Source organism: Mucilaginibacter rubeus, assembly GCF_003286415.2.
Lineage (GTDB): Bacteria > Bacteroidota > Bacteroidia > Sphingobacteriales > Sphingobacteriaceae > Mucilaginibacter > Mucilaginibacter rubeus_A.
The window spans coordinates 2,274,767-2,291,835 of record NZ_CP043450.1; the positions used below are offsets into that span (position 1 = coordinate 2,274,767).

Below are 17,069 nucleotides of genomic sequence, written 5' to 3' on the forward strand. Positions count from 1 at the left end.
TCGAAATCAAAAAAATCTGCGGTCTTAACTTGCTGCTATTTCGCCCCAGGTTGATGGGCTTTCGCGCCACTGTTTAAGCAGGTTTACATCTTTTTCGTTGATGAATTGGTGCTCTTCTGCATATTTAATTAGCGCATTGTAGTTTGACAGCGTTACATATGGGCAATTAGCCTGTTTGAAGTTTTCGTCGGCAATATCAAAGCCATAAGTGAAGATGGCGGCAAGACCGGCAACATCATAACCAGCAGCACGCAAAGCTTCAACAGCTTGTAAGCTGCTTTTGCCGGTTGAAAGCAAATCTTCAATTACCACAACACGTTTGCCTGATGTAGTAGGAGCATCACCTTCAATCATGCTGCCTGTACCATGCTCTTTAGGTTTTGAGCGTACGTAGATGAAAGGAAGTCCTAATTCCTGAGCTACCAAAGCTCCTTGGGGGATACCTGCAGTAGCTACACCCGCTATACAGCCAACCGAACCAAATTTGTCATGGATGGCTGCAACCAGCTGCTGCCTGATATAGGTGCGGATGGTTGGATGAGAAAGCGTAACGCGGTTATCGCAGTAAATTGGAGATTTCCAGCCCGATGCCCATGTAAAAGGATTATTGGGTTGTAATTTAATTGCTTTAATTTGCAGCAGGAATTCGGCTACTTGTTGTTCGATCTCATTATTAGTAAACATGGCTCAAAAATACAGAATTTATATTAACGAAAAGGTTATCCTGCTCACAGAATCTGAACCAAAGCATGCAGATAATTTTGAAAGGCTTGATGCAGAGACCTTTGACTTGAAAATTATATACACCTGGATCCTCGCTAATCCTAATAAACTGTTTTACATAAAAACGCCTAACGCCAAGGTGTATTTAAAAGCGATTAAGAAGAATATTACACTTATTGAAGCGGCCGGTGGCCTGGTTATGAACACTAAGGGGCAGTATTTATTCATTTATCGCAACGATAAATGGGATTTACCTAAAGGCAAAATAGAAAAAGATGAGAAGGTAAAAGAAGCAGCGGTACGCGAAGTAGAAGAGGAGTGTGGCATAAAAGTCAGTGAACTGGGAGAAAAAATTTGCAAAACTTACCACGTTTACGTGAACCGTGGCGAGGTTGTGCTAAAGAAAACACATTGGTTTGCTATGAAAAGCAAAGGCAAAGAAAAACTAAAACCTCAAAAAGAAGAAGGTATTACCGATGTGCGCTGGTTTGAGCATGAGCACATTGAGCCAATAATTGAAAATACATTTCCATCTATAATGGACGTACTCCATGAAGAAAAGCTGGTTACAAATAAGGTAATGCCTCTTTCGGAATAAACTGGCTTACATCTCCATTATACCTGATGATTTCGCGTACAATGGTTGAGCTTATGGACGAATAGCCTGGTTTACTTACTATAAATATGCTTTCAATATCGGGAGCCAAAGAGTGGTTCATTTGCGCTATAGCCTTTTCGTATTCAAAGTCGGATACGGTACGGATGCCCCTGATCATGTATGCAGCACCTATGCTTTTACAGAAATTTACTGTAAGCCCTTCGTAGGCTATTACATGGATCCGTTCGTCATGCTCAAAAACAGCCCTGATCATTTGCTCGCGCTGTTCGATAGTTAAGAGCCCTTTCTTGCTGCTGTTTACGCCTATACCTATATAGAATTTATCAAACAACTCAACAGATCGCTTAACAATATCAACATGTGCCTTTGTGATGGGATCAAAGGAACCTGGAAAAAGGGCTATCTTCATGCAGTAAAATTAGTGAATTGTTGATTGGTTGCTCAAGTGAAAATCTATTTTTTTTGCATGTTATCGCTATTATTTAACAAGAGGCAGACTTATCTTAAAAACGACCATTTATCCAATCAACTGTATCATCACTAAACCAGCGAAGCTAATTGCGCATATTGCAGGAGCATAATTGTTTTACCATCTTTTATTTCTCCGGTTTGCATCATTTGTAGGGCTTGGCTGAAGGGTAATTCCAAAACTTCGATATTTTCATTTTCATGTGCAAGGCCACCGCCGTCACTAACTTTCATTGCTTTATTGTACTCGGCTACAAAAAAGTAAAGGATTTCGGTAACAGAGCCAGGCGACATGTATGCCTCAAAAACCTTTTTCACATCAGTTATTTTATAACCAGTTTCTTCTTCAGTTTCCTTACGGATGCAGTCTTCCGGATTGTCCTTATCAAGCAGGCCCGCGCAACATTCAATCAGCATCCCATCCGGATTACCATTAATATAGGTCGGTAACCTGAATTGCCTTGTTAATATGACAGATTGCTGCGCCTTATTGTAAAGCAAAATAGTTGCGCCATTACCACGGTCATAAGCCTCGCGACTTTGAACCGAAGTATTTCCATTGTTTTCCTTAACCTGATAAGTTACTTTTTTTAGTGTATACCAGTTATCTGATAAAATATCGGTACTAAGAATTTCTATTTGATTCATTTTTATTTGATTGTTTTTGATTAATAATGATTATTTTTGAACGAATTAAGATAAATAAAATGAACTTTCCTAAAAGAAAACAAAAAATAATTGAGCAACTCAATCAAACGGGAGAGGTTGATATTAAACAATTGGCAACCGAGTTGGATATTTCAGAGATCACTATCAGACGAGATTTAAACCAATTGGCCGCGGACGGTTTGCTTTATCGCACCCACGGCGGAGCTACCAAAGTTAACCCTCTTGAAAGGCCGCATAGTTTTGTGAATAAAAGCGCACAAAATGCAGGCGTTAAAGATGCTATTTGCCGCCTGGCTGCAGCGCAGATCAACGATGGCGATATTATTTTTATGGATTGTGGCAGCACGGTTTTCAGACTTTGTCAGTTCATCAAAAACAAGAAGATAAAGGTGATAACAAATTCATTACCTGTAATATATGAGCTTCAGGATTGCGCCGTAAGTGTCAATATAATAGGAGGGGAACTGGACAAAGAGCGACAAGCCGTACACGGCACAACAGCCATTGAGCATATCAACAAATACCGGGCAACCAAGGCTTTTTTAGGTATTGATGGTATTTCAGAAGCCGGGCTGTTTGCCAATAGCGAACACGAAGCATCCATTACTTCTGCTTTCGCCGCTAATAGCGCTTATACCTATATTTTGTGCGACGCCACCAAAATCGGAAAAGAAACCTACCTTAATTTTGCAGGATTAAATTTGATTAGCGCCATTATTACTAATGGAGACGAGGATAGCCTGCTTTTTCTTAAAAGAAATGGTGTAACTGTGCTAAGTACAAAAAGGTAAATGTGCAATTAGTTTTTTACTTAATGTCTTGCACAAAGCCATAGCGTTTGGCAAGTGCACTGCCGGTGGGTATCTCGTTAAAAGCGAAGTAAAAAATATGTTTATTGTTTTTATCAATTCCTTTAAATACTGAACCGATCACTTTTTGCAATTCCTGATTCTCGGCTTTTAAGGCAACGGTATCCGTAAGTTTAATATTGCTTTTATATTTTATTAGTGGAAATACACCAGCTTTTGCAGGATCGTTAATAAATTGAGGGCTTACTGAAAATAACTGCGGGGCAGTTTTTAGTTGTTTTACTGCTAATGGTAGTTTGTATTGATTGTTAGCTTCCTTTAAAATTTTGTTATAAAAGTTCTTCATCACATCTTCTTCTTTGTATTTAAAGAACTTACCACCTGGCTGCGCAATTTCAGATGCAATTGATATCATATCTATGGCATCGATAATATCCTTTTGTTGATAATGCGTAAAGGCTTCACTGTAATATTCGGGGGCAGTTTTTCCAAGTACTTCGTAATTGCCCAGGTTTAATATATTAAGTTTCCAGCCGTTATCGTATCGCCCATAAACGGCGAGTACTAAGGCACTAAAAGTGGGTAGCTTTACCTTTAATACGGATACGTACATCTCCGCGTTCAAAGCCAGATAGTCTACAGTGTAGTTGTTTTCGGCCTTGTCACTTGTAACCAAGGTGTTTTTATTGTTGGCAGCAACGTTTCTGGTGTAATATTCATCAATGATCTCATAGTTATCATTCTTAACCGCGGTATGGTATTGTGCAACAACAGAATCTAAGCCGGCTTCCGACTTTTGGAGCAATGCGGGTGATGCAAGTTGCTTTACTCCCGCAGCATTGTTTTCCGCCATGGCCTTAATAAGCTTTTTATTTAACGTAGCCATTTCTTCCCTCAAATCTGGGTCAATTCTGTCGTTTTTCCAGCTTCCCCAGGCACCGAAACGGCAACTAAATAAACAACTTACTACGGATAAAACTAAAATGAAGGTTAAGGTTTTTTTCATGGATGAGGGTTAGGTTATGGGTATCGAAAAAAAGAAAAAGACGAATGGCCATATTTCCTTTGTTCAACAAATGCAGGATGATTGCTCAGATTTTGCAACGATTGGTGTTCAACTATCAGCAGGCCATCAGGCTTAAGCAAATTCTTTTCAAAAATAACTTTCGGTAAATCAGGGATCCTGTTTAAATCATACGGCGGATCTGCAAATATCAGGTCGTATTGCTCGGTTTCTACATTCAGATATTTAAATACATCTTCCCGGTAAGTTTTTATCTGCGTAAGCTTATGCTGGCGCGATGTGTCTTTAAGGTAATTAACACAATGAACGCTCCTGTCAACAGAGATAACTTCAGAAGCACCGCGCGAAGCAAATTCAAGCGAAATATTACCTGTACCGCTAAATAGGTCAAGTACTTTAATACCTTCAAACTCAATTTGGTTAAGCAGGATATTAAACAAGGCCTCTTTTGCAAGGTCGGTTGTGGGGCGAACAGGAAGATTTTTTGGCGGATTAAGCCTCAATCCTTTTAAACTACCTCCGATAATGCGCATAATGAAAGAGCCGATATAGATAATACCCTGTGTGCTATAACCTCCGATGGTAATTGTAATACCTGTAAGCTGTTTACCTCGGCCTTCCCAAAAAACTCTGCCAGACGAGTCAGGCTTTTGCTATCGGCTTCAATGTTTCCGCTAACATATAGGCTGGTATATTTGGCATCAAGGCTAAGCTCATTAGCTACCAGCACGGCAAAGTAAAGGAGTTCGTCATCCCCATTAAAATCAAACGAGTTGTAAAAGCGCAGTTTATCTTGCGAAAAGTGCGCTATCTCAACTTTGTCTTTTTCAATATTGAGGTAGAGGTAGTTATTGCCAGGATTGTTCTGCGCGATAGCAGTTAACCAGCCTTTTGATGTGTAAACAGTATTGCGGATACCAAATTCATCGGCGGCATTTACAATGGTTTCGCTGGTGTTATATATAATGATATTTTCCTTGTCTAATATTTGAGCTAAAACTTTACTGTTGGGCTTCGTATCCAGAAAACGGGCCAGGTTCGGTAACCGTTCGTCCGAAAATAGTGCTGTTGGTACAAGGGTAAAGCTATGGGCAGGCAAGCCGATAATCATTTGCCTGTATTTGGCAGATAAAAGATCAAGCAATTCCTGCGGATCGCTCAGTTCGTCAAAAGGGTAATTTTCGGCCCAGGCTATTAGTTTGCCATTTTCGGTGATTGCATATGAAAACGAATTGTTTTCAACCTGAATTAATAAAACATAGTCTTCAGTTTTATCTAAACTAAAGTTATCGTCGTGGTAGGTATAATTGTGTTCGTTCATGCCTGTTTAACAAAAGTAGCATTTTTTTAATTCCTGCGCGGTTTTCAGAAAACGTAGGAGTATAAATCGGTAAAATATTAATCCTTCAAGCATAATTATTCCTTTTCAAAAAGCAATAATATTATGTCACAGCTTTATTCTGCAACAATGAATTTACTATATCAGTATATTTTCTTGTTTTGTTTTGGTGTTGACTATCAGTAAATTATGCTTATATTTATAAAACACGCTATAGTTATGGATATACTGCCTTATCTGCCGGTTATACTGGTTTTTACAATGAAAATGGCTTGTTTCCTTTTCGGCTATTTAACAATCAGGTTAGGATACAAATTAATAAATAGCGGAGTAAAGGGCGAGTTTAAATTTTCAGCAGGCTATCACGGAGTTAAAGGCGGATTAGTCAGTTCATCTCCCGGATTACTATTTGTTTTATTAGGAATAATACTTATTGCTTTTGCTATTAAAGTAGAAAAGCCTTATGAGATTAATAAAAATTCTGCTCCATCTAACTTATATGCGCCGGCTATACCAACTGATTTCGACCCTTTACCAAAACCTGATAAAAAATGAAAACGTTAATTTTAGTTTTATTGATCATTTATTCTGCTTGGCAAACTGAAACTTTTGAGCAAAGTTATCAGGAAGGATTTGCTTTTTTACAAGCCAGGAATTTCCAGAGTGCAATAGCAAAGTTTAAATATTCATATAAGATTAACCGCAATTATAAAACGGCGTATTACATAGCTTTATGTTATAGTAGAATGCATAGTGTTGATAGTTGTAAGAAATATGCTCAAATAGTGATGAATGATAGTCAAACTCCCGCCAATTATAAACTGGAAAGCCGAAATATGTACAATTCAACACAAAGTAATATTAGTGTTTCCGGGCGTATGGAATCCGAAACAGATAAATAACTTACATAACCACCCTAAGCAAAAAATAGAGTGTTATCATAACCAATATCGGTTTTAAAACGGGCTTTGGATAATAATCATTATCGGGGAATGATTTTTTGAAGAAATATTGTGTAAGTATCAATGCTCCTATAATTCCAATTGCAATGTTTAAACCGGCTAACAAAAATGTTGCTTTAAGCTGGTCGGGGGTAGGCTGGCCGCCTTTTGAAGCTACATTTAAGGCATCAACAACAAGTTTTAAATTAATGCCGGAGTATGCTACAGCCAGGTTTGATCCGTAAAAAAACACGGCCATGAAAGCTATAACCGGTGGAATAGCCCTTTTGTAACCTGCGTTGTATAAATTGATAATGAGCAGTACTCCTCCGAATATAAAATTGAAAAAGGAAAACCAAAATATGGCCCGCTTTGAATATATATCTACAAAATCGTCTTCCTGGTAGCTTTCCTCTTTGTTTTCGTCAAATTCCATGGCTCAAATGTAAAACTAATCTTACTGAATTAAATTACTAATCATCATTTTTGCAGGGTGTCAACTCCCGATCATATCCGTCAGTCATTTCCGCACGAGCCAACAGGCCAGCAAACCGAACTTTTTGGCAAGCTTCATGCTTTTTTAAAAAGCACCGATGGCGACGAATGCTTTATTTTGAAAGGTTATGCCGGTACCGGTAAAACAACGATAGTAGGGGCCCTGGTAAAAGCGCTAAAGCATTATAACTACAAAGCAGTACTGTTGGCTCCAACGGGGCGGGCAGCTAAGGTTATTACCAATTATTCGGGGCGCAAAGCTTTTACTATCCATAAACGTATTTACCGTAAAAAATCGGCGTTAACCATTGATGACGGTTTTGCCCTTGCTGATAACCTGGCCAGCGATACCCTTTTTATTGTGGACGAAGCTTCCATGATTTCGGATGAGGCAATGGGGAGCAACCATGTTTCGTTATTGTTTGATTTGCTGAGGTACGTTTACAACGATAAAAACTGTAAGCTGGTATTAGTAGGAGATACAGCACAATTACCTCCTGTAGGTGCCGATAACAGCCCTGCGCTTGATGAGCAGGTCATGAATGGGAAATTTGGTATTACCATATTTAAATATGAGCTTACTGAGGTATTAAGGCAACAAAAGGATTCGGGCATATTATTTAATGCTACAAACATCCGCGACCTTATTCGCACAGAAACTATTGAAGCTCCCCAAATTGTCACCAAAGGGTTTAAGGATGTGTTCAGGATGACCGGCGAGCGTTTGCCCGAGGGTTTAGAATATGCATATCGTAAATATGGGCATGATCGTACACTTATCATTTGCCGGTCAAATAAAAATGCCAACCTGTACAACGGGCAGATCCGTAACCGTATTTTGTATCGTGAGGAAGAACTTACCGGCGGCGATCAGATCATGATTGTTAAGAACAATTACTTTTGGCTGCAGGATAAGGATGAAAATAGTACCGCGTTTATAGCCAATGGTGATATTGCCCGGATAGTGAAAGTACGGCGCACCGAAGAGATGTATGGCTTACGCTTTGCCGATGTTCAATTGGAATTTATTGATTATGCCGAAGATCCTACGCTTGATTGTAAGGTGCTGCTTGATACCCTTTATGCCGATTCGCCGGCGTTGAGCCAGGAAAATCAAAAATTATTTTACCAGGAAGTAATGAAGGACTATGAGCATTTGCCCAATAAACGGGCCATGCACAACGAGTTGAAGCTTAACCCTTATTACAATGCCTTACAAATAAAATTTGCTTATGCCATCACCTGTCATAAAGCTCAGGGCGGACAATGGGACGCGGTTTTTGTTGATCAGGGCTATGTAACAGACGAGATGATCAATATGGATTTTCTGCGTTGGTTTTATACCGCGCTCACCCGCGCCACTACCGAATTGTTTTTGGTAAACTTTGATAACAGGTTTTATAAATTAAAGGAAGAATAATTACGCAGGCCCTTAAAATGGATTAGTTGCCGGCAGCGTGATTCTGAAGGTTGATCCCTGTCCCTCGGTGCTGGTAACAGTAATAATGCCATTGTGTTTTTCGATAATCTGGCGCACTATGCTCAAACCAAGCCCCGTTGACTTTTCGCCGCGTAAACCAGTACGGCCCGCTTTTGAAAACCGATTGAAGATCTCTGGAAGCATGTCGGCCGGAATGCCCATACCGTAATCCTGAACCTCGATAGTCACTACATCTGTTTGTTTAGCCAGGCGTATATCTACACGGTCACGGTCTTTCGAAAACTTTACAGCATTGCTGATCAGGTTGTCAATAACCCTGTGGAATTTTTCGTGATTGATGTGCGCGTTTACAGCAGCTGTATGACTAATGAACAGCACATTAACCTTGTTTCCTTGTTGTAAGTTCCATTGGCTCACAATATTGTTTAGCCACTGGTTCAGTTCAGTATTTTGGGTTAGAAAAACAGCTATATTTTCATTTTTGGCAGCCTCCAGTAAGTCATCAATGATGCTCCTTGCTTTTACGCATGATGCCTTCATCATATTGATGTTATCTTGGGTGTCCTCATCCACCTCATCAAGCTCCATCATCATGGCTATAGATTCAACCGCTCCTATAGGGTTACGCAGGTCATGGGCAACCATCCTAATACCTGGTTTTTAAATTCGCTGGCTTTTTCTATCTCGGCATTTTTCTCACGAATCTCGATCACCTGTAAGTAGTAATTGGCTTTGTAAGTGAAAAAATACCTTGAGGTAAAATAAAAGCCAGAAAGTAAAATGGCGGATATTAACTGGTTATACAGCATATCCGTAGCCGGGGTTTGGCTGTAAAATAGCAGGGAAGTGAAAAACACCTCAACGGCTACAAGCAGCAATATAGTTTCATAGTACTCAAAAACAAATATTACGCTGATCAGGCTCAAAGCAACAAGATATAACGTGAGCGCGTTGCTTGGATCAGAGGTAGCTATAAAGCTCGAATACATTCCGCAAACAATAATATAAAGCGAAAACAAAAACACAAGCAGCGACATACCTGTTGTTGCTTTTTTGTGGCTTTTGAAACTTGCTATAAAAAGATTGCTCGCTATCAGAAAAATAGGCGTAACTATAATGAAAACCCAATTACTGAAACTAAACTCGGGGAAATTTTGAGCCTTTGTTAAACTAACCGGGAACACGAGGTAAAGGGCGCGGATAATTACGTTGAGCACCAAAAATATCATACTGGCGCCTCTTATAGCCACCAGGTTTTGGTAGGTATAGTAGTCGCGGTATTGCGAACGGTATTTTATCGGAAGGCTGTTAAAAAAGAAATGGGTATTCACCTGATATTATAGCATAGATTATAACAAAACTATGAATTTATTTCTGGTTTATGTAACAGGGATATGACAAAACGCCATTCGGTTTTGTAATTGAATGACATTTTTTCACTATAGGTTAAATGGCAGATTATTTGATCACAACTAATCACTATGAATTTTAACAACTTTACCATAAAAGCTCAGGAGGCCGTGCAGAAGGCTTCTGAAATTGCTGTTGGTAACCAACAGCAGGCAATTGAGACCGCACATCTGCTTAAAGGCTTGTTGCTGGTTGATGAAAACGTAATTACCTACTTATTAAAGAAATTAAACGTTAATCTGAACAGGTTAAATGATACGCTTGATGCGCAGATTGCATCGTTCCCTAAAGTGAGCGGGAGTAATGTGTATCTTTCGTCTGAAGCAAATTCGGCTTTGCAAAAAGCTACAGGATATTTAAAAGAATTTAAGGATGAATTTGTATCGGTTGAGCACGTGCTGCTGGGAATTTTGGCAGCCGGTGGTGCAGTGAGCACCATGCTTAAAGATTCGGGTGTGAATGAAAAAGACCTGAAAAAAGCCATCGTCGAATTACGTGGCGATAGCAAGGTGACCGATCAAAACGCCGAAGCTACTTATAATGCCCTTAACAAATACGCTCGTAATCTGAATGAATATGCGGGCTCCGGCAAATTAGATCCGGTTATTGGCCGTGACGATGAAATTCGCCGTGTAATTCAGATCCTTTCACGCCGTACCAAAAACAACCCTATTTTGGTTGGCGAGCCGGGTGTTGGTAAAACAGCCATCGCCGAAGGTATCGCATTCAGGATCATTAAGGGCGATGTGCCTGAGAGCCTGAAAACCAAAGTGGTATACTCGCTGGATATGGGCGCACTGATAGCAGGCGCCAAATACAAAGGTGAGTTTGAAGAACGATTGAAGGCTGTTGTAAAAGAAGTAACCCAGAGTGATGGCGAGATTATCCTGTTTATCGATGAGATCCACACATTAGTTGGAGCTGGCGGGGGAGAAGGCGCTATGGATGCTGCTAATATCCTGAAACCAGCCTTAGCGCGTGGCGAACTTCGCTCCATTGGTGCAACTACACTCAACGAGTATCAGAAATATCTTGAAAAAGATAAAGCTTTGGAGCGCCGTTTCCAAAAAGTAATGGTTGAAGAACCAGATGCAGCTGATGCCATTTCAATTTTACGCGGTTTGAAAGAGCGTTATGAAACCCACCACAAAGTGAGGATCAAAGACGAAGCGATCATCGCTTCTGTCGAAATGTCACAACGCTATATTTCCGACAGGTTTTTACCGGACAAAGCTATCGACCTGATGGACGAAGCAGCTTCAAAACTTCGTTTGGAAATGGATTCGGTACCGGAAGTGGTTGATGAACTGGAGCGCCGCATCATGCAGCTTGAAATTGAGCGCGAAGCCATCAAGCGTGAAAAAGACGACCGCAAGGTTGCCGAACTAAGTGAAGAAATTGCCAACCTGTCGCAACAACGCGATTCGCTACGTGCCAAATGGAAAGGTGAAAAAGATCTTGTTGATGGCATCAACGCCAAGGTTGAGCTGATAGAAAATTATAAGCTGGAAGCTGAACAGGCCGAACGCGCCGGTGATTATGGTAAAGTAGCCGAATTACGCTACGGTACCATAGTACAGGCACAGGCCGAAGTTGAAAAGCTGAAAGCTGCCCTGCTTGAAAATCAGAGCGACAGCCGCATGCTGAAAGAGGAAGTTACCGCCGACGATATTGCCGGTGTAGTAAGCCGCTGGACAGGCATCCCGGTTAGCAAAATGATCCAGAGCGAACGCGAGAAACTGCTTAATCTTGAAGCCGAACTACATAAACGTGTGGCCGGACAGGAAGAAGCGATAGAAGCAATAAGTGATGCTATCCGCCGCAGCCGCGCAGGTTTGCAGGATAAGCGCAGGCCAATAGGTTCGTTCATCTTTTTAGGCACAACCGGCGTAGGTAAAACTGAGCTGGCTAAGGCTTTGGCCGAGTACCTGTTCAATGACGAAGGTGCGCTTGTGAGGATAGATATGAGTGAATACCAGGAACGCCATGCTGTATCAAGGCTGATAGGAGCGCCTCCGGGTTATGTTGGGTATGATGAAGGTGGGCAGTTAACGGAGGCCGTGCGTCGTAAGCCTTACAGCGTGGTTCTACTGGATGAAATTGAAAAAGCTCACCCCGATGTATTTAATATCCTGTTACAGGTATTGGATGATGGTCGCTTAACTGATAACAAAGGTCGTGTGGTGAATTTCAAAAACACCATTATTATCATGACCTCAAACATTGGCTCAAACATCATCCAGGAAAACTTCCAGAACCTGGAAGATACCAACCGTGATGAACTGGTAGCAAAAACCAAGAACGAGTTGTTTAACCTGTTAAGGGTAACTATCCGTCCGGAATTTTTAAACAGGATAGACGAGATCATCATGTTTACTCCGCTTAATCGAGACGAGATTCATGACATTGTTAAGCTGCAGTTTAAACAGGTTCAGGATACCCTTGCTGAAATGGGTGTAACTATTGAAGCGTCTGACGAAGCTTTGGATTGGTTAGCTCAGTTAGGTTATGATCCGCAATTTGGCGCACGTCCGTTGAAACGCGTTATTCAGAAAAAGATCCTGAACGAGTTGAGTAAACAGATTTTGGCTGGTACAGTTGATAAAGACAGCACCATCAAAATAGATACGTTTGATAACCAGTTTGTGTTCCTGAACACGCCAAAGGTTGCCGAAGCAGCTAAATAAAAACAACTATCAATAACTCTATATATAATGAAAAGAGCGTCCTACAGGTCGCTCTTTTTTTATTTGGTATTATTAATAAAAATGGTGAGGGATAGCTGTTGTAACTTTTTTGATTAACGATAAGTTAATGAAATGAAAACAAACTATGCCTAACATTTCTAATGGGTTACCGTATAATTTAATATTGTTAACTTATACATTAAAACCTAAAAAATCATTATGCTAAAGCTTACTAACCTGCGTGTGTGGGTATTGGCCGCTGCCGCAACCGGCATGCTGGCAAGTTGCCAAAAAAATGGTCAGATGCCTGCACTAACAGACGCTGATCAAACTACCAGCACAAAAACAATCAAAACCTTAGCTGTGTCCTTAACACAGGGGTTTGAAGTTGGTTCAACCAGTCCTAAAACTGCTTATGACGTATCTCCAACCGGTTCATCAAGCGGCGACAATGTTACTTTATCGGGCAGTTCATGGAACATGTACGACGCCCTGATCGGTAATCTTGCTGCCGATCAAAAAGCTGGTTCATGGAGCGCCCGCGTGCGTAACACCGGTAAAATTACCATGTTGTTTGATGTTACTACAGGCATCAGTACGGTAACTATTAAAAGTGCCACTTACAATGGCGATACTCCAAGTACCTGGGGCTTGTTCTATTCAACCAATGGTGGTTCATTATGGACGCAATCAGGTTCGGCAATTACTACTACTGCAACACTTGCCACATCAACATTTACCATTACTCAAACCGGTAACGTTCGTTTAGAAATTCGTAAGCTTACAGGCGGTAGCAATCGTATCAACATAGATGATATCACTATCAATGATAACGCCGGTGGTGGTACAGGCGGTGGCGGCGGTACTGTACTTACAGGTAAAAAATTCCTGTTTGATGCAAGCCACCTGGAAAATGCAGGCAGCGCCGACTGGCAGATTGATGCCGATGGCACCGAGCAAGTTGCTATCTACACTGGCGGCACTACTACCGAAACCAAAGCTCAGCGTATCCCTACACCATCATACACCGGCATTACCTCTACTACTACAGAAACCTATTGGAAAGGTGCACTTTCTGCCTGGGCAGTTGAGCTGGTAAAACGTGGTGAATTGGTTGAATCGTTACCTGTAGGTACAGCTATTACTTACGGTGGCGGTGGTGCTCAGGATTTGAGCAACTATGATGTATTTGTGGTTTGCGAACCTAATCGTTTATTTACTGCGGCCGAAAAAACTGCCCTCATGAACTTTGTTGCTAACGGCGGCGGTTTATTCATGATTGCAGATCATACCGCGGCTACTACAGCCGGTACAGATGCTAATGGCTATAATCCATCAGACCGTGATGGTGATGGTTATGACTCGCCAAGGGTTTGGAACGATTTGATGACCAACAATGGTATCAACAACAATAACCCTTTTGGTTTTAACATTAACTACGTTGATATCAATGAAAGCCCATCGACTAACGTGTATACCGGTTCAAATGCCGACGCTCAAAAAGTATTGAACGGCGCAGCTGGTACAGCCTCAAAAATGGCTTTCTATGATGGTTCAACAGCAACGTTGTTCCCAGGCAATAACTCAAGCGTACAGGGCTTATTCTGGCGTAATAGTGCTACCAATGGTGGCAATGCTAATGCAATGGCTTTATTGGCTACCTACGGAAGCGGTCGTGTAGTTTGGATTGGTGATAGCTCTGATGCTGATGACGGCACTGGCGATACAGGTGATAGTTTGTTTAATGGCTGGTCTGGTGATGCTCCGTCGGGTTACACCTCACACTCATCATTCCACTTAAATGCATCATTGTGGCTGGCTAAAGCTCAATAAATTAATAAACGTTTTCCCGAAAGGGTAAGTTTCAATTGTTAGTTTAAGTCCTGTTGCCAATGGCAGCGGGACTTTTTTATTTCTCTGGTTCAAACAAGTCAGTTGCCTTTTAGGTTATATATTAAAAGGTGATCAATCAGATCGTTTTTTATTTACCTATACAAAAACGTCACCATGAAAAATTACGAAACTTTAGTGGATGCCACTAACGACCTCCTGAAGAGAGGATATACTGCCAACCTTAGCCTCGATGGCGATACCATTGACGATAAGGAGAAAGATATACAAATGACAGCTGATGATTTTGAGATAGACGAGTTTTACCGCTTTGAAGGCGCGAGTAATCCGTCAGATATGTCGATAGTGTACGCGGTGTCATCATCAAAATATAACTTAAAAGGGGTGCTTGTAAACGCCTACGGCACCTATGCTAATGACAGCACATCGGCCATTGATGCCAAATTGCATCATTACATGGTAAGCCATAACCTGCATGGCGAAGACAGGCCAACCGCTTAAGTCATTAGTTTAAAGTCTTAAGTTAAAAGTCGGTAACAGATATTGTGGTAGGGACAGCCTTAATATTTGTTGTCGGCTTTTGGCTTTTTTAGGAGTTTAGCTCCTGTAGCATTTTTCTTCCTGCCGATTGTATAGCGGCAGTACCATCGCGCATTAAAAATTCCAATTGGGCCGGTAACTCATCAGCCACCCAGGGATAGCGGTGTCTTAAATTAAGTAAAGCCCAGCCTGCAAATACTTTCACCGCTATTTTTACCTTGGAATTTATCATCCAGTCAAAAAGCTGCTCAACGGCTGGCTCAAGGTTAAGCGTGTTCAGTTTTTGTTTTACAGGCGATTGTTCCTTCTCTTCGGTAGCGTGCATCAGTATTTTGGCATAGTGCCTTTGACAGCCTGGGTTGGTTACCTGCGGAATGCGTTCGATTAAATACTCAAGGTTTTGAGTAAAAACACCGGGATCTTGCAGGAACATATTTTCCAGCAACCATGCAGCGCGGAAGGCGAGCGGTTTATCAGGATGAAAGGTAATGTCAATCAAATCATGTAAATCAAATTGCTTTTCCCTTAAAATCCGGCTCAACTCAAGTACCTTAAGTTTGCCTATGGTATTCGCAATTTTTTGGGTAAGTTCGTCGCGGGTCATTGGTAGCTTAAAAGTAAAAAAATACCGGTACCTAACCTAAAACACTTATTCATTTTTGATGCTCACTTTCAATGTCATCAAAAGTTATACATTTGCTATCCGTACTAACAATTTAATAGATACATGGTTAAATTCAACCGATTTACACTTGACAATGGCCTCAGGGTTATTGTGCATGAAGATAATACCACACCTATGGCCGTGCTCAATATTTTATATGATGTTGGCGCACGCGATGAAGATCCTGAACAAACCGGTTTCGCCCATTTATTTGAGCACCTGATGTTTGGTGGCTCTGTAAACATTCCTGTTTATGATGAGCCGCTGCAAAGGGTAGGCGGCGAAAATAATGCCTTTACCAGTAACGATATCACCAACTATTATATCACCCTACCATCTGCCAACCTGGAAACAGCCTTTTGGTTGGAAAGCGACCGTATGCTGAGCCTTGCGTTTAGCGAAAAAAGCCTTGAGGTACAGCGCAACGTAGTTATTGAGGAGTTTAAGCAGCGTTACCTGAACCAACCTTATGGCGATGTTTGGCTGAAGCTTCGTCCGTTGGTATATAAAACGCACCCTTATCGCTGGGCCACAATTGGGAAAACCATCAAGCATATTGAAGATGCTAAGATCGAAGATGTAAAAGCCTTTTTCAAAAAGCATTATAACCCTCAAAATGCTATTATGGTAGTAGGGGGTAACGTTACAACCGAACAGGTAAAAGAGCTTTCCGAAAAATGGTTTGGCGCTATCCCTGCGGGCGAAAAATATCTCCGCGACTTACCGCAGGAGCCGGAGCAAACGGAAGCCCGGCGTGAAACGGTAACCGCCAAAGTGCCGCTTAATGATGTTTATATAGCTTTCCAGATGGGCGCGCGTACCGATGCATATTACTATGCTGTTGAATTGCTTTCTGATGTCCTTTCACGAGGTAATTCATCAAGACTGTATAAATCGCTGATCAAAGAAAAACAGATCTTTAGTGAAGTACATGCTTACATCACCGGCAGCCTGGATAAAGGTATGTTTGTGTTAGAAGGCAAGCCGCTTGATGGTATCAGCATTGAACAGGGCGAAGCTGCATTATGGGAAGAGCTGGAGAAAATAAAAGCTGAAGAGATCCCGGCTGATGAGCTTACCAAAGTGCAGAACAAAACTGAATCCACAATGATATTTTCAGAAATGTCTTTGCTGGATAAAGCCATGAACCTGGCCTCATTTGAGTTACTGGGTGATGCCGATCTGATTAACCATGAAACAGCCAAATACCTTGCTGTAAGTGCCGCGCAGGTGAAAGAACAGGCTAATAAACTGTTCAGGCAAGATAATTCGTCAACGCTTATTTATTTAGCCGAAAAGTAAAACAGAACCTTTATTTATGGGATTTTAGGATTGTCTTGATGGATCTATTATGATGATATCAGGAAATTCCAAAATCATGCAAATCAC

Annotated in this window: 19 protein-coding genes; 9 read left to right on the plus strand and 10 right to left on the minus strand. The window is 41.2% G+C overall.

Going from position 1 to position 17,069, the window contains the following annotated elements; genetic code table 11:
- Positions 1 to 24: 24 nt before the first annotated feature.
- Positions 25 to 684, minus strand: a complete 660-nt coding sequence (gene pyrE, locus DEO27_RS09235; RefSeq protein ID WP_112569127.1) for an orotate phosphoribosyltransferase — start codon at positions 682 to 684, stop codon at positions 25 to 27.
- Here pyrE and DEO27_RS09240 point away from each other — a divergent pair.
- Positions 683 to 1,321, plus strand: a complete 639-nt coding sequence (locus DEO27_RS09240) for an NUDIX hydrolase (protein ID WP_112569125.1) — start codon at positions 683 to 685, stop codon at positions 1,319 to 1,321. The genes pyrE and DEO27_RS09240 overlap by 2 nt on opposite strands.
- Here DEO27_RS09240 and coaD read toward each other — a convergent pair.
- A complete protein-coding gene (gene coaD, locus DEO27_RS09245; RefSeq protein ID WP_112569123.1) occupies positions 1,290 to 1,751 on the minus strand; it encodes a pantetheine-phosphate adenylyltransferase in 462 nt (153 codons plus the stop codon). The two genes, DEO27_RS09240 and coaD, sit on opposite strands and share 32 nt — an antisense overlap.
- Before the next feature lie 131 nt (positions 1,752 to 1,882).
- Positions 1,883 to 2,458: a GDP-mannose pyrophosphatase NudK gene (gene nudK, locus DEO27_RS09250; protein WP_112569121.1), complete on the minus strand. Its 576-nt coding sequence runs from the start codon at positions 2,456 to 2,458 to the stop codon at positions 1,883 to 1,885.
- Between the two features lie 59 nt (positions 2,459 to 2,517).
- On the opposite strand from nudK, the gene DEO27_RS09255 reads away from it, so the two are divergent.
- The gene (locus DEO27_RS09255) at positions 2,518 to 3,270 is read left to right on the plus strand and encodes a DeoR/GlpR family DNA-binding transcription regulator (protein WP_112569217.1); all 753 of its coding nucleotides are present in this window, start codon (positions 2,518 to 2,520) and stop codon (positions 3,268 to 3,270) included.
- A gap of 16 nt (positions 3,271 to 3,286) precedes the next feature.
- Here the strand turns inward: DEO27_RS09255 and DEO27_RS09260 are convergent, their stop codons facing one another.
- From DEO27_RS09260 to DEO27_RS09270, 3 genes are read right to left on the minus strand one after another with little or no spacing between them, the layout of a single operon-like run.
- Positions 3,287 to 4,294, minus strand: coding sequence for a hypothetical protein (locus tag DEO27_RS09260; protein WP_112569119.1), 1,008 nt, complete (start codon positions 4,292 to 4,294; stop codon positions 3,287 to 3,289).
- A 14-nt stretch (positions 4,295 to 4,308) separates the two neighbouring features.
- Positions 4,309 to 4,845: a 16S rRNA (guanine(966)-N(2))-methyltransferase RsmD gene (gene rsmD / locus DEO27_RS09265; protein WP_112569117.1), complete on the minus strand. Its 537-nt coding sequence runs from the start codon at positions 4,843 to 4,845 to the stop codon at positions 4,309 to 4,311.
- Positions 4,821 to 5,633, minus strand: coding sequence for a DUF3822 family protein (locus DEO27_RS09270; RefSeq protein ID WP_112569115.1), 813 nt, complete (start codon positions 5,631 to 5,633; stop codon positions 4,821 to 4,823). The genes rsmD and DEO27_RS09270 overlap by 25 nt, the downstream gene beginning before the upstream one ends.
- A 237-nt stretch (positions 5,634 to 5,870) precedes the next feature.
- Between DEO27_RS09270 and DEO27_RS09275 the strand changes: the two genes are divergently transcribed.
- Together DEO27_RS09275 and DEO27_RS09280 are read left to right on the plus strand one after the other, a co-directional pair.
- On the plus strand, positions 5,871 to 6,206 hold the full coding sequence (locus DEO27_RS09275; protein ID WP_146749991.1) for a hypothetical protein: 336 nt from the start codon (positions 5,871 to 5,873) through the stop codon (positions 6,204 to 6,206).
- The gene (locus tag DEO27_RS09280) at positions 6,203 to 6,553 is read left to right on the plus strand and encodes a hypothetical protein (RefSeq protein WP_112569111.1); all 351 of its coding nucleotides are present in this window, start codon (positions 6,203 to 6,205) and stop codon (positions 6,551 to 6,553) included. The genes DEO27_RS09275 and DEO27_RS09280 overlap by 4 nt, the downstream gene beginning before the upstream one ends.
- Position 6,554: 1 nt before the next feature.
- On the opposite strand, the gene DEO27_RS09285 is transcribed toward DEO27_RS09280, so the two are convergent.
- A complete protein-coding gene (locus DEO27_RS09285; RefSeq protein ID WP_112569109.1) occupies positions 6,555 to 7,028 on the minus strand; it encodes a hypothetical protein in 474 nt (157 codons plus the stop codon).
- A gap of 57 nt (positions 7,029 to 7,085) precedes the next feature.
- Here DEO27_RS09285 and DEO27_RS09290 point away from each other — a divergent pair, with 57 nt between their 5' ends.
- Positions 7,086 to 8,507 (plus strand): ATP-dependent RecD-like DNA helicase, encoded by a 1,422-nt coding sequence (locus DEO27_RS09290; protein ID WP_112569107.1) that lies wholly within the window; start codon positions 7,086 to 7,088, stop codon positions 8,505 to 8,507.
- A gap of 12 nt (positions 8,508 to 8,519) precedes the next feature.
- Here DEO27_RS09290 and DEO27_RS09295 read toward each other — a convergent pair whose 3' ends face one another.
- Positions 8,520 to 9,173, minus strand: a complete 654-nt coding sequence (locus DEO27_RS09295) for a sensor histidine kinase (protein ID WP_112569105.1) — start codon at positions 9,171 to 9,173, stop codon at positions 8,520 to 8,522.
- Positions 9,143 to 9,859 (minus strand): hypothetical protein, encoded by a 717-nt coding sequence (locus DEO27_RS09300; RefSeq protein WP_112569103.1) that lies wholly within the window; start codon positions 9,857 to 9,859, stop codon positions 9,143 to 9,145. Before DEO27_RS09300 ends, DEO27_RS09295 begins: the two co-directional genes overlap by 31 nt.
- A 150-nt stretch (positions 9,860 to 10,009) precedes the next feature.
- Between DEO27_RS09300 and clpB the strand changes: the two genes are divergently transcribed.
- From clpB to DEO27_RS09315, 3 genes are all read left to right on the plus strand, one after another.
- Complete coding sequence (gene clpB, locus DEO27_RS09305) at positions 10,010 to 12,625, plus strand: ATP-dependent chaperone ClpB (RefSeq protein ID WP_112569101.1); 2,616 nt, start codon at positions 10,010 to 10,012, stop codon at positions 12,623 to 12,625.
- Between the two features lie 219 nt (positions 12,626 to 12,844).
- Positions 12,845 to 14,458 (plus strand): hypothetical protein, encoded by a 1,614-nt coding sequence (locus tag DEO27_RS09310; protein ID WP_223818199.1) that lies wholly within the window; start codon positions 12,845 to 12,847, stop codon positions 14,456 to 14,458.
- Positions 14,459 to 14,632: 174 nt separating this feature from the next.
- Positions 14,633 to 14,977 (plus strand): phosphoribosylpyrophosphate synthetase, encoded by a 345-nt coding sequence (locus DEO27_RS09315; RefSeq protein WP_112569099.1) that lies wholly within the window; start codon positions 14,633 to 14,635, stop codon positions 14,975 to 14,977.
- Between the two features lie 88 nt (positions 14,978 to 15,065).
- Here DEO27_RS09315 and DEO27_RS09320 read toward each other — a convergent pair whose 3' ends face one another.
- Complete coding sequence (locus DEO27_RS09320) at positions 15,066 to 15,620, minus strand: hypothetical protein (protein ID WP_112569097.1); 555 nt, start codon at positions 15,618 to 15,620, stop codon at positions 15,066 to 15,068.
- A 123-nt stretch (positions 15,621 to 15,743) separates the two neighbouring features.
- On the opposite strand from DEO27_RS09320, the gene DEO27_RS09325 reads away from it, so the two are divergent.
- A complete protein-coding gene (locus tag DEO27_RS09325; RefSeq protein ID WP_112569095.1) occupies positions 15,744 to 16,982 on the plus strand; it encodes a M16 family metallopeptidase in 1,239 nt (412 codons plus the stop codon).
- Positions 16,983 to 17,069: the final 87 nt, after the last annotated feature.

Bases quoted from the DNA above. Each gene is read 5' to 3' on its own strand.
- rsmD (WP_112569117.1), bottom strand. From the start codon at position 4,845: ATGCGCATTATCGGAGGTAGTTTAAAAGGATTGAGGCTTAATCCGCCA.
- DEO27_RS09240 (WP_112569125.1), top strand. From the start codon at position 683: ATGGCTCAAAAATACAGAATTTATATTAACGAAAAGGTTATCCTGCTC.
- DEO27_RS09310 (WP_223818199.1), top strand. From the start codon at position 12,845: ATGCTAAAGCTTACTAACCTGCGTGTGTGGGTATTGGCCGCTGCCGCA.
- DEO27_RS09275 (WP_146749991.1), top strand. From the start codon at position 5,871: ATGGATATACTGCCTTATCTGCCGGTTATACTGGTTTTTACAATGAAA.
- DEO27_RS09315 (WP_112569099.1), top strand. From the start codon at position 14,633: ATGAAAAATTACGAAACTTTAGTGGATGCCACTAACGACCTCCTGAAG.
- DEO27_RS09295 (WP_112569105.1), bottom strand. From the start codon at position 9,173: ATGGTTGCCCATGACCTGCGTAACCCTATAGGAGCGGTTGAATCTATA.
- pyrE (WP_112569127.1), bottom strand. From the start codon at position 684: ATGTTTACTAATAATGAGATCGAACAACAAGTAGCCGAATTCCTGCTG.
- nudK (WP_112569121.1), bottom strand. From the start codon at position 2,458: ATGAATCAAATAGAAATTCTTAGTACCGATATTTTATCAGATAACTGG.
- DEO27_RS09255 (WP_112569217.1), top strand. From the start codon at position 2,518: ATGAACTTTCCTAAAAGAAAACAAAAAATAATTGAGCAACTCAATCAA.
- clpB (WP_112569101.1), top strand. From the start codon at position 10,010: ATGAATTTTAACAACTTTACCATAAAAGCTCAGGAGGCCGTGCAGAAG.
- DEO27_RS09325 (WP_112569095.1), top strand. From the start codon at position 15,744: ATGGTTAAATTCAACCGATTTACACTTGACAATGGCCTCAGGGTTATT.
- DEO27_RS09260 (WP_112569119.1), bottom strand. From the start codon at position 4,294: ATGAAAAAAACCTTAACCTTCATTTTAGTTTTATCCGTAGTAAGTTGT.
- coaD (WP_112569123.1), bottom strand. From the start codon at position 1,751: ATGAAGATAGCCCTTTTTCCAGGTTCCTTTGATCCCATCACAAAGGCA.
- DEO27_RS09270 (WP_112569115.1), bottom strand. From the start codon at position 5,633: ATGAACGAACACAATTATACCTACCACGACGATAACTTTAGTTTAGAT.
- DEO27_RS09280 (WP_112569111.1), top strand. From the start codon at position 6,203: ATGAAAACGTTAATTTTAGTTTTATTGATCATTTATTCTGCTTGGCAA.
- DEO27_RS09285 (WP_112569109.1), bottom strand. From the start codon at position 7,028: ATGGAATTTGACGAAAACAAAGAGGAAAGCTACCAGGAAGACGATTTT.
- DEO27_RS09320 (WP_112569097.1), bottom strand. From the start codon at position 15,620: ATGACCCGCGACGAACTTACCCAAAAAATTGCGAATACCATAGGCAAA.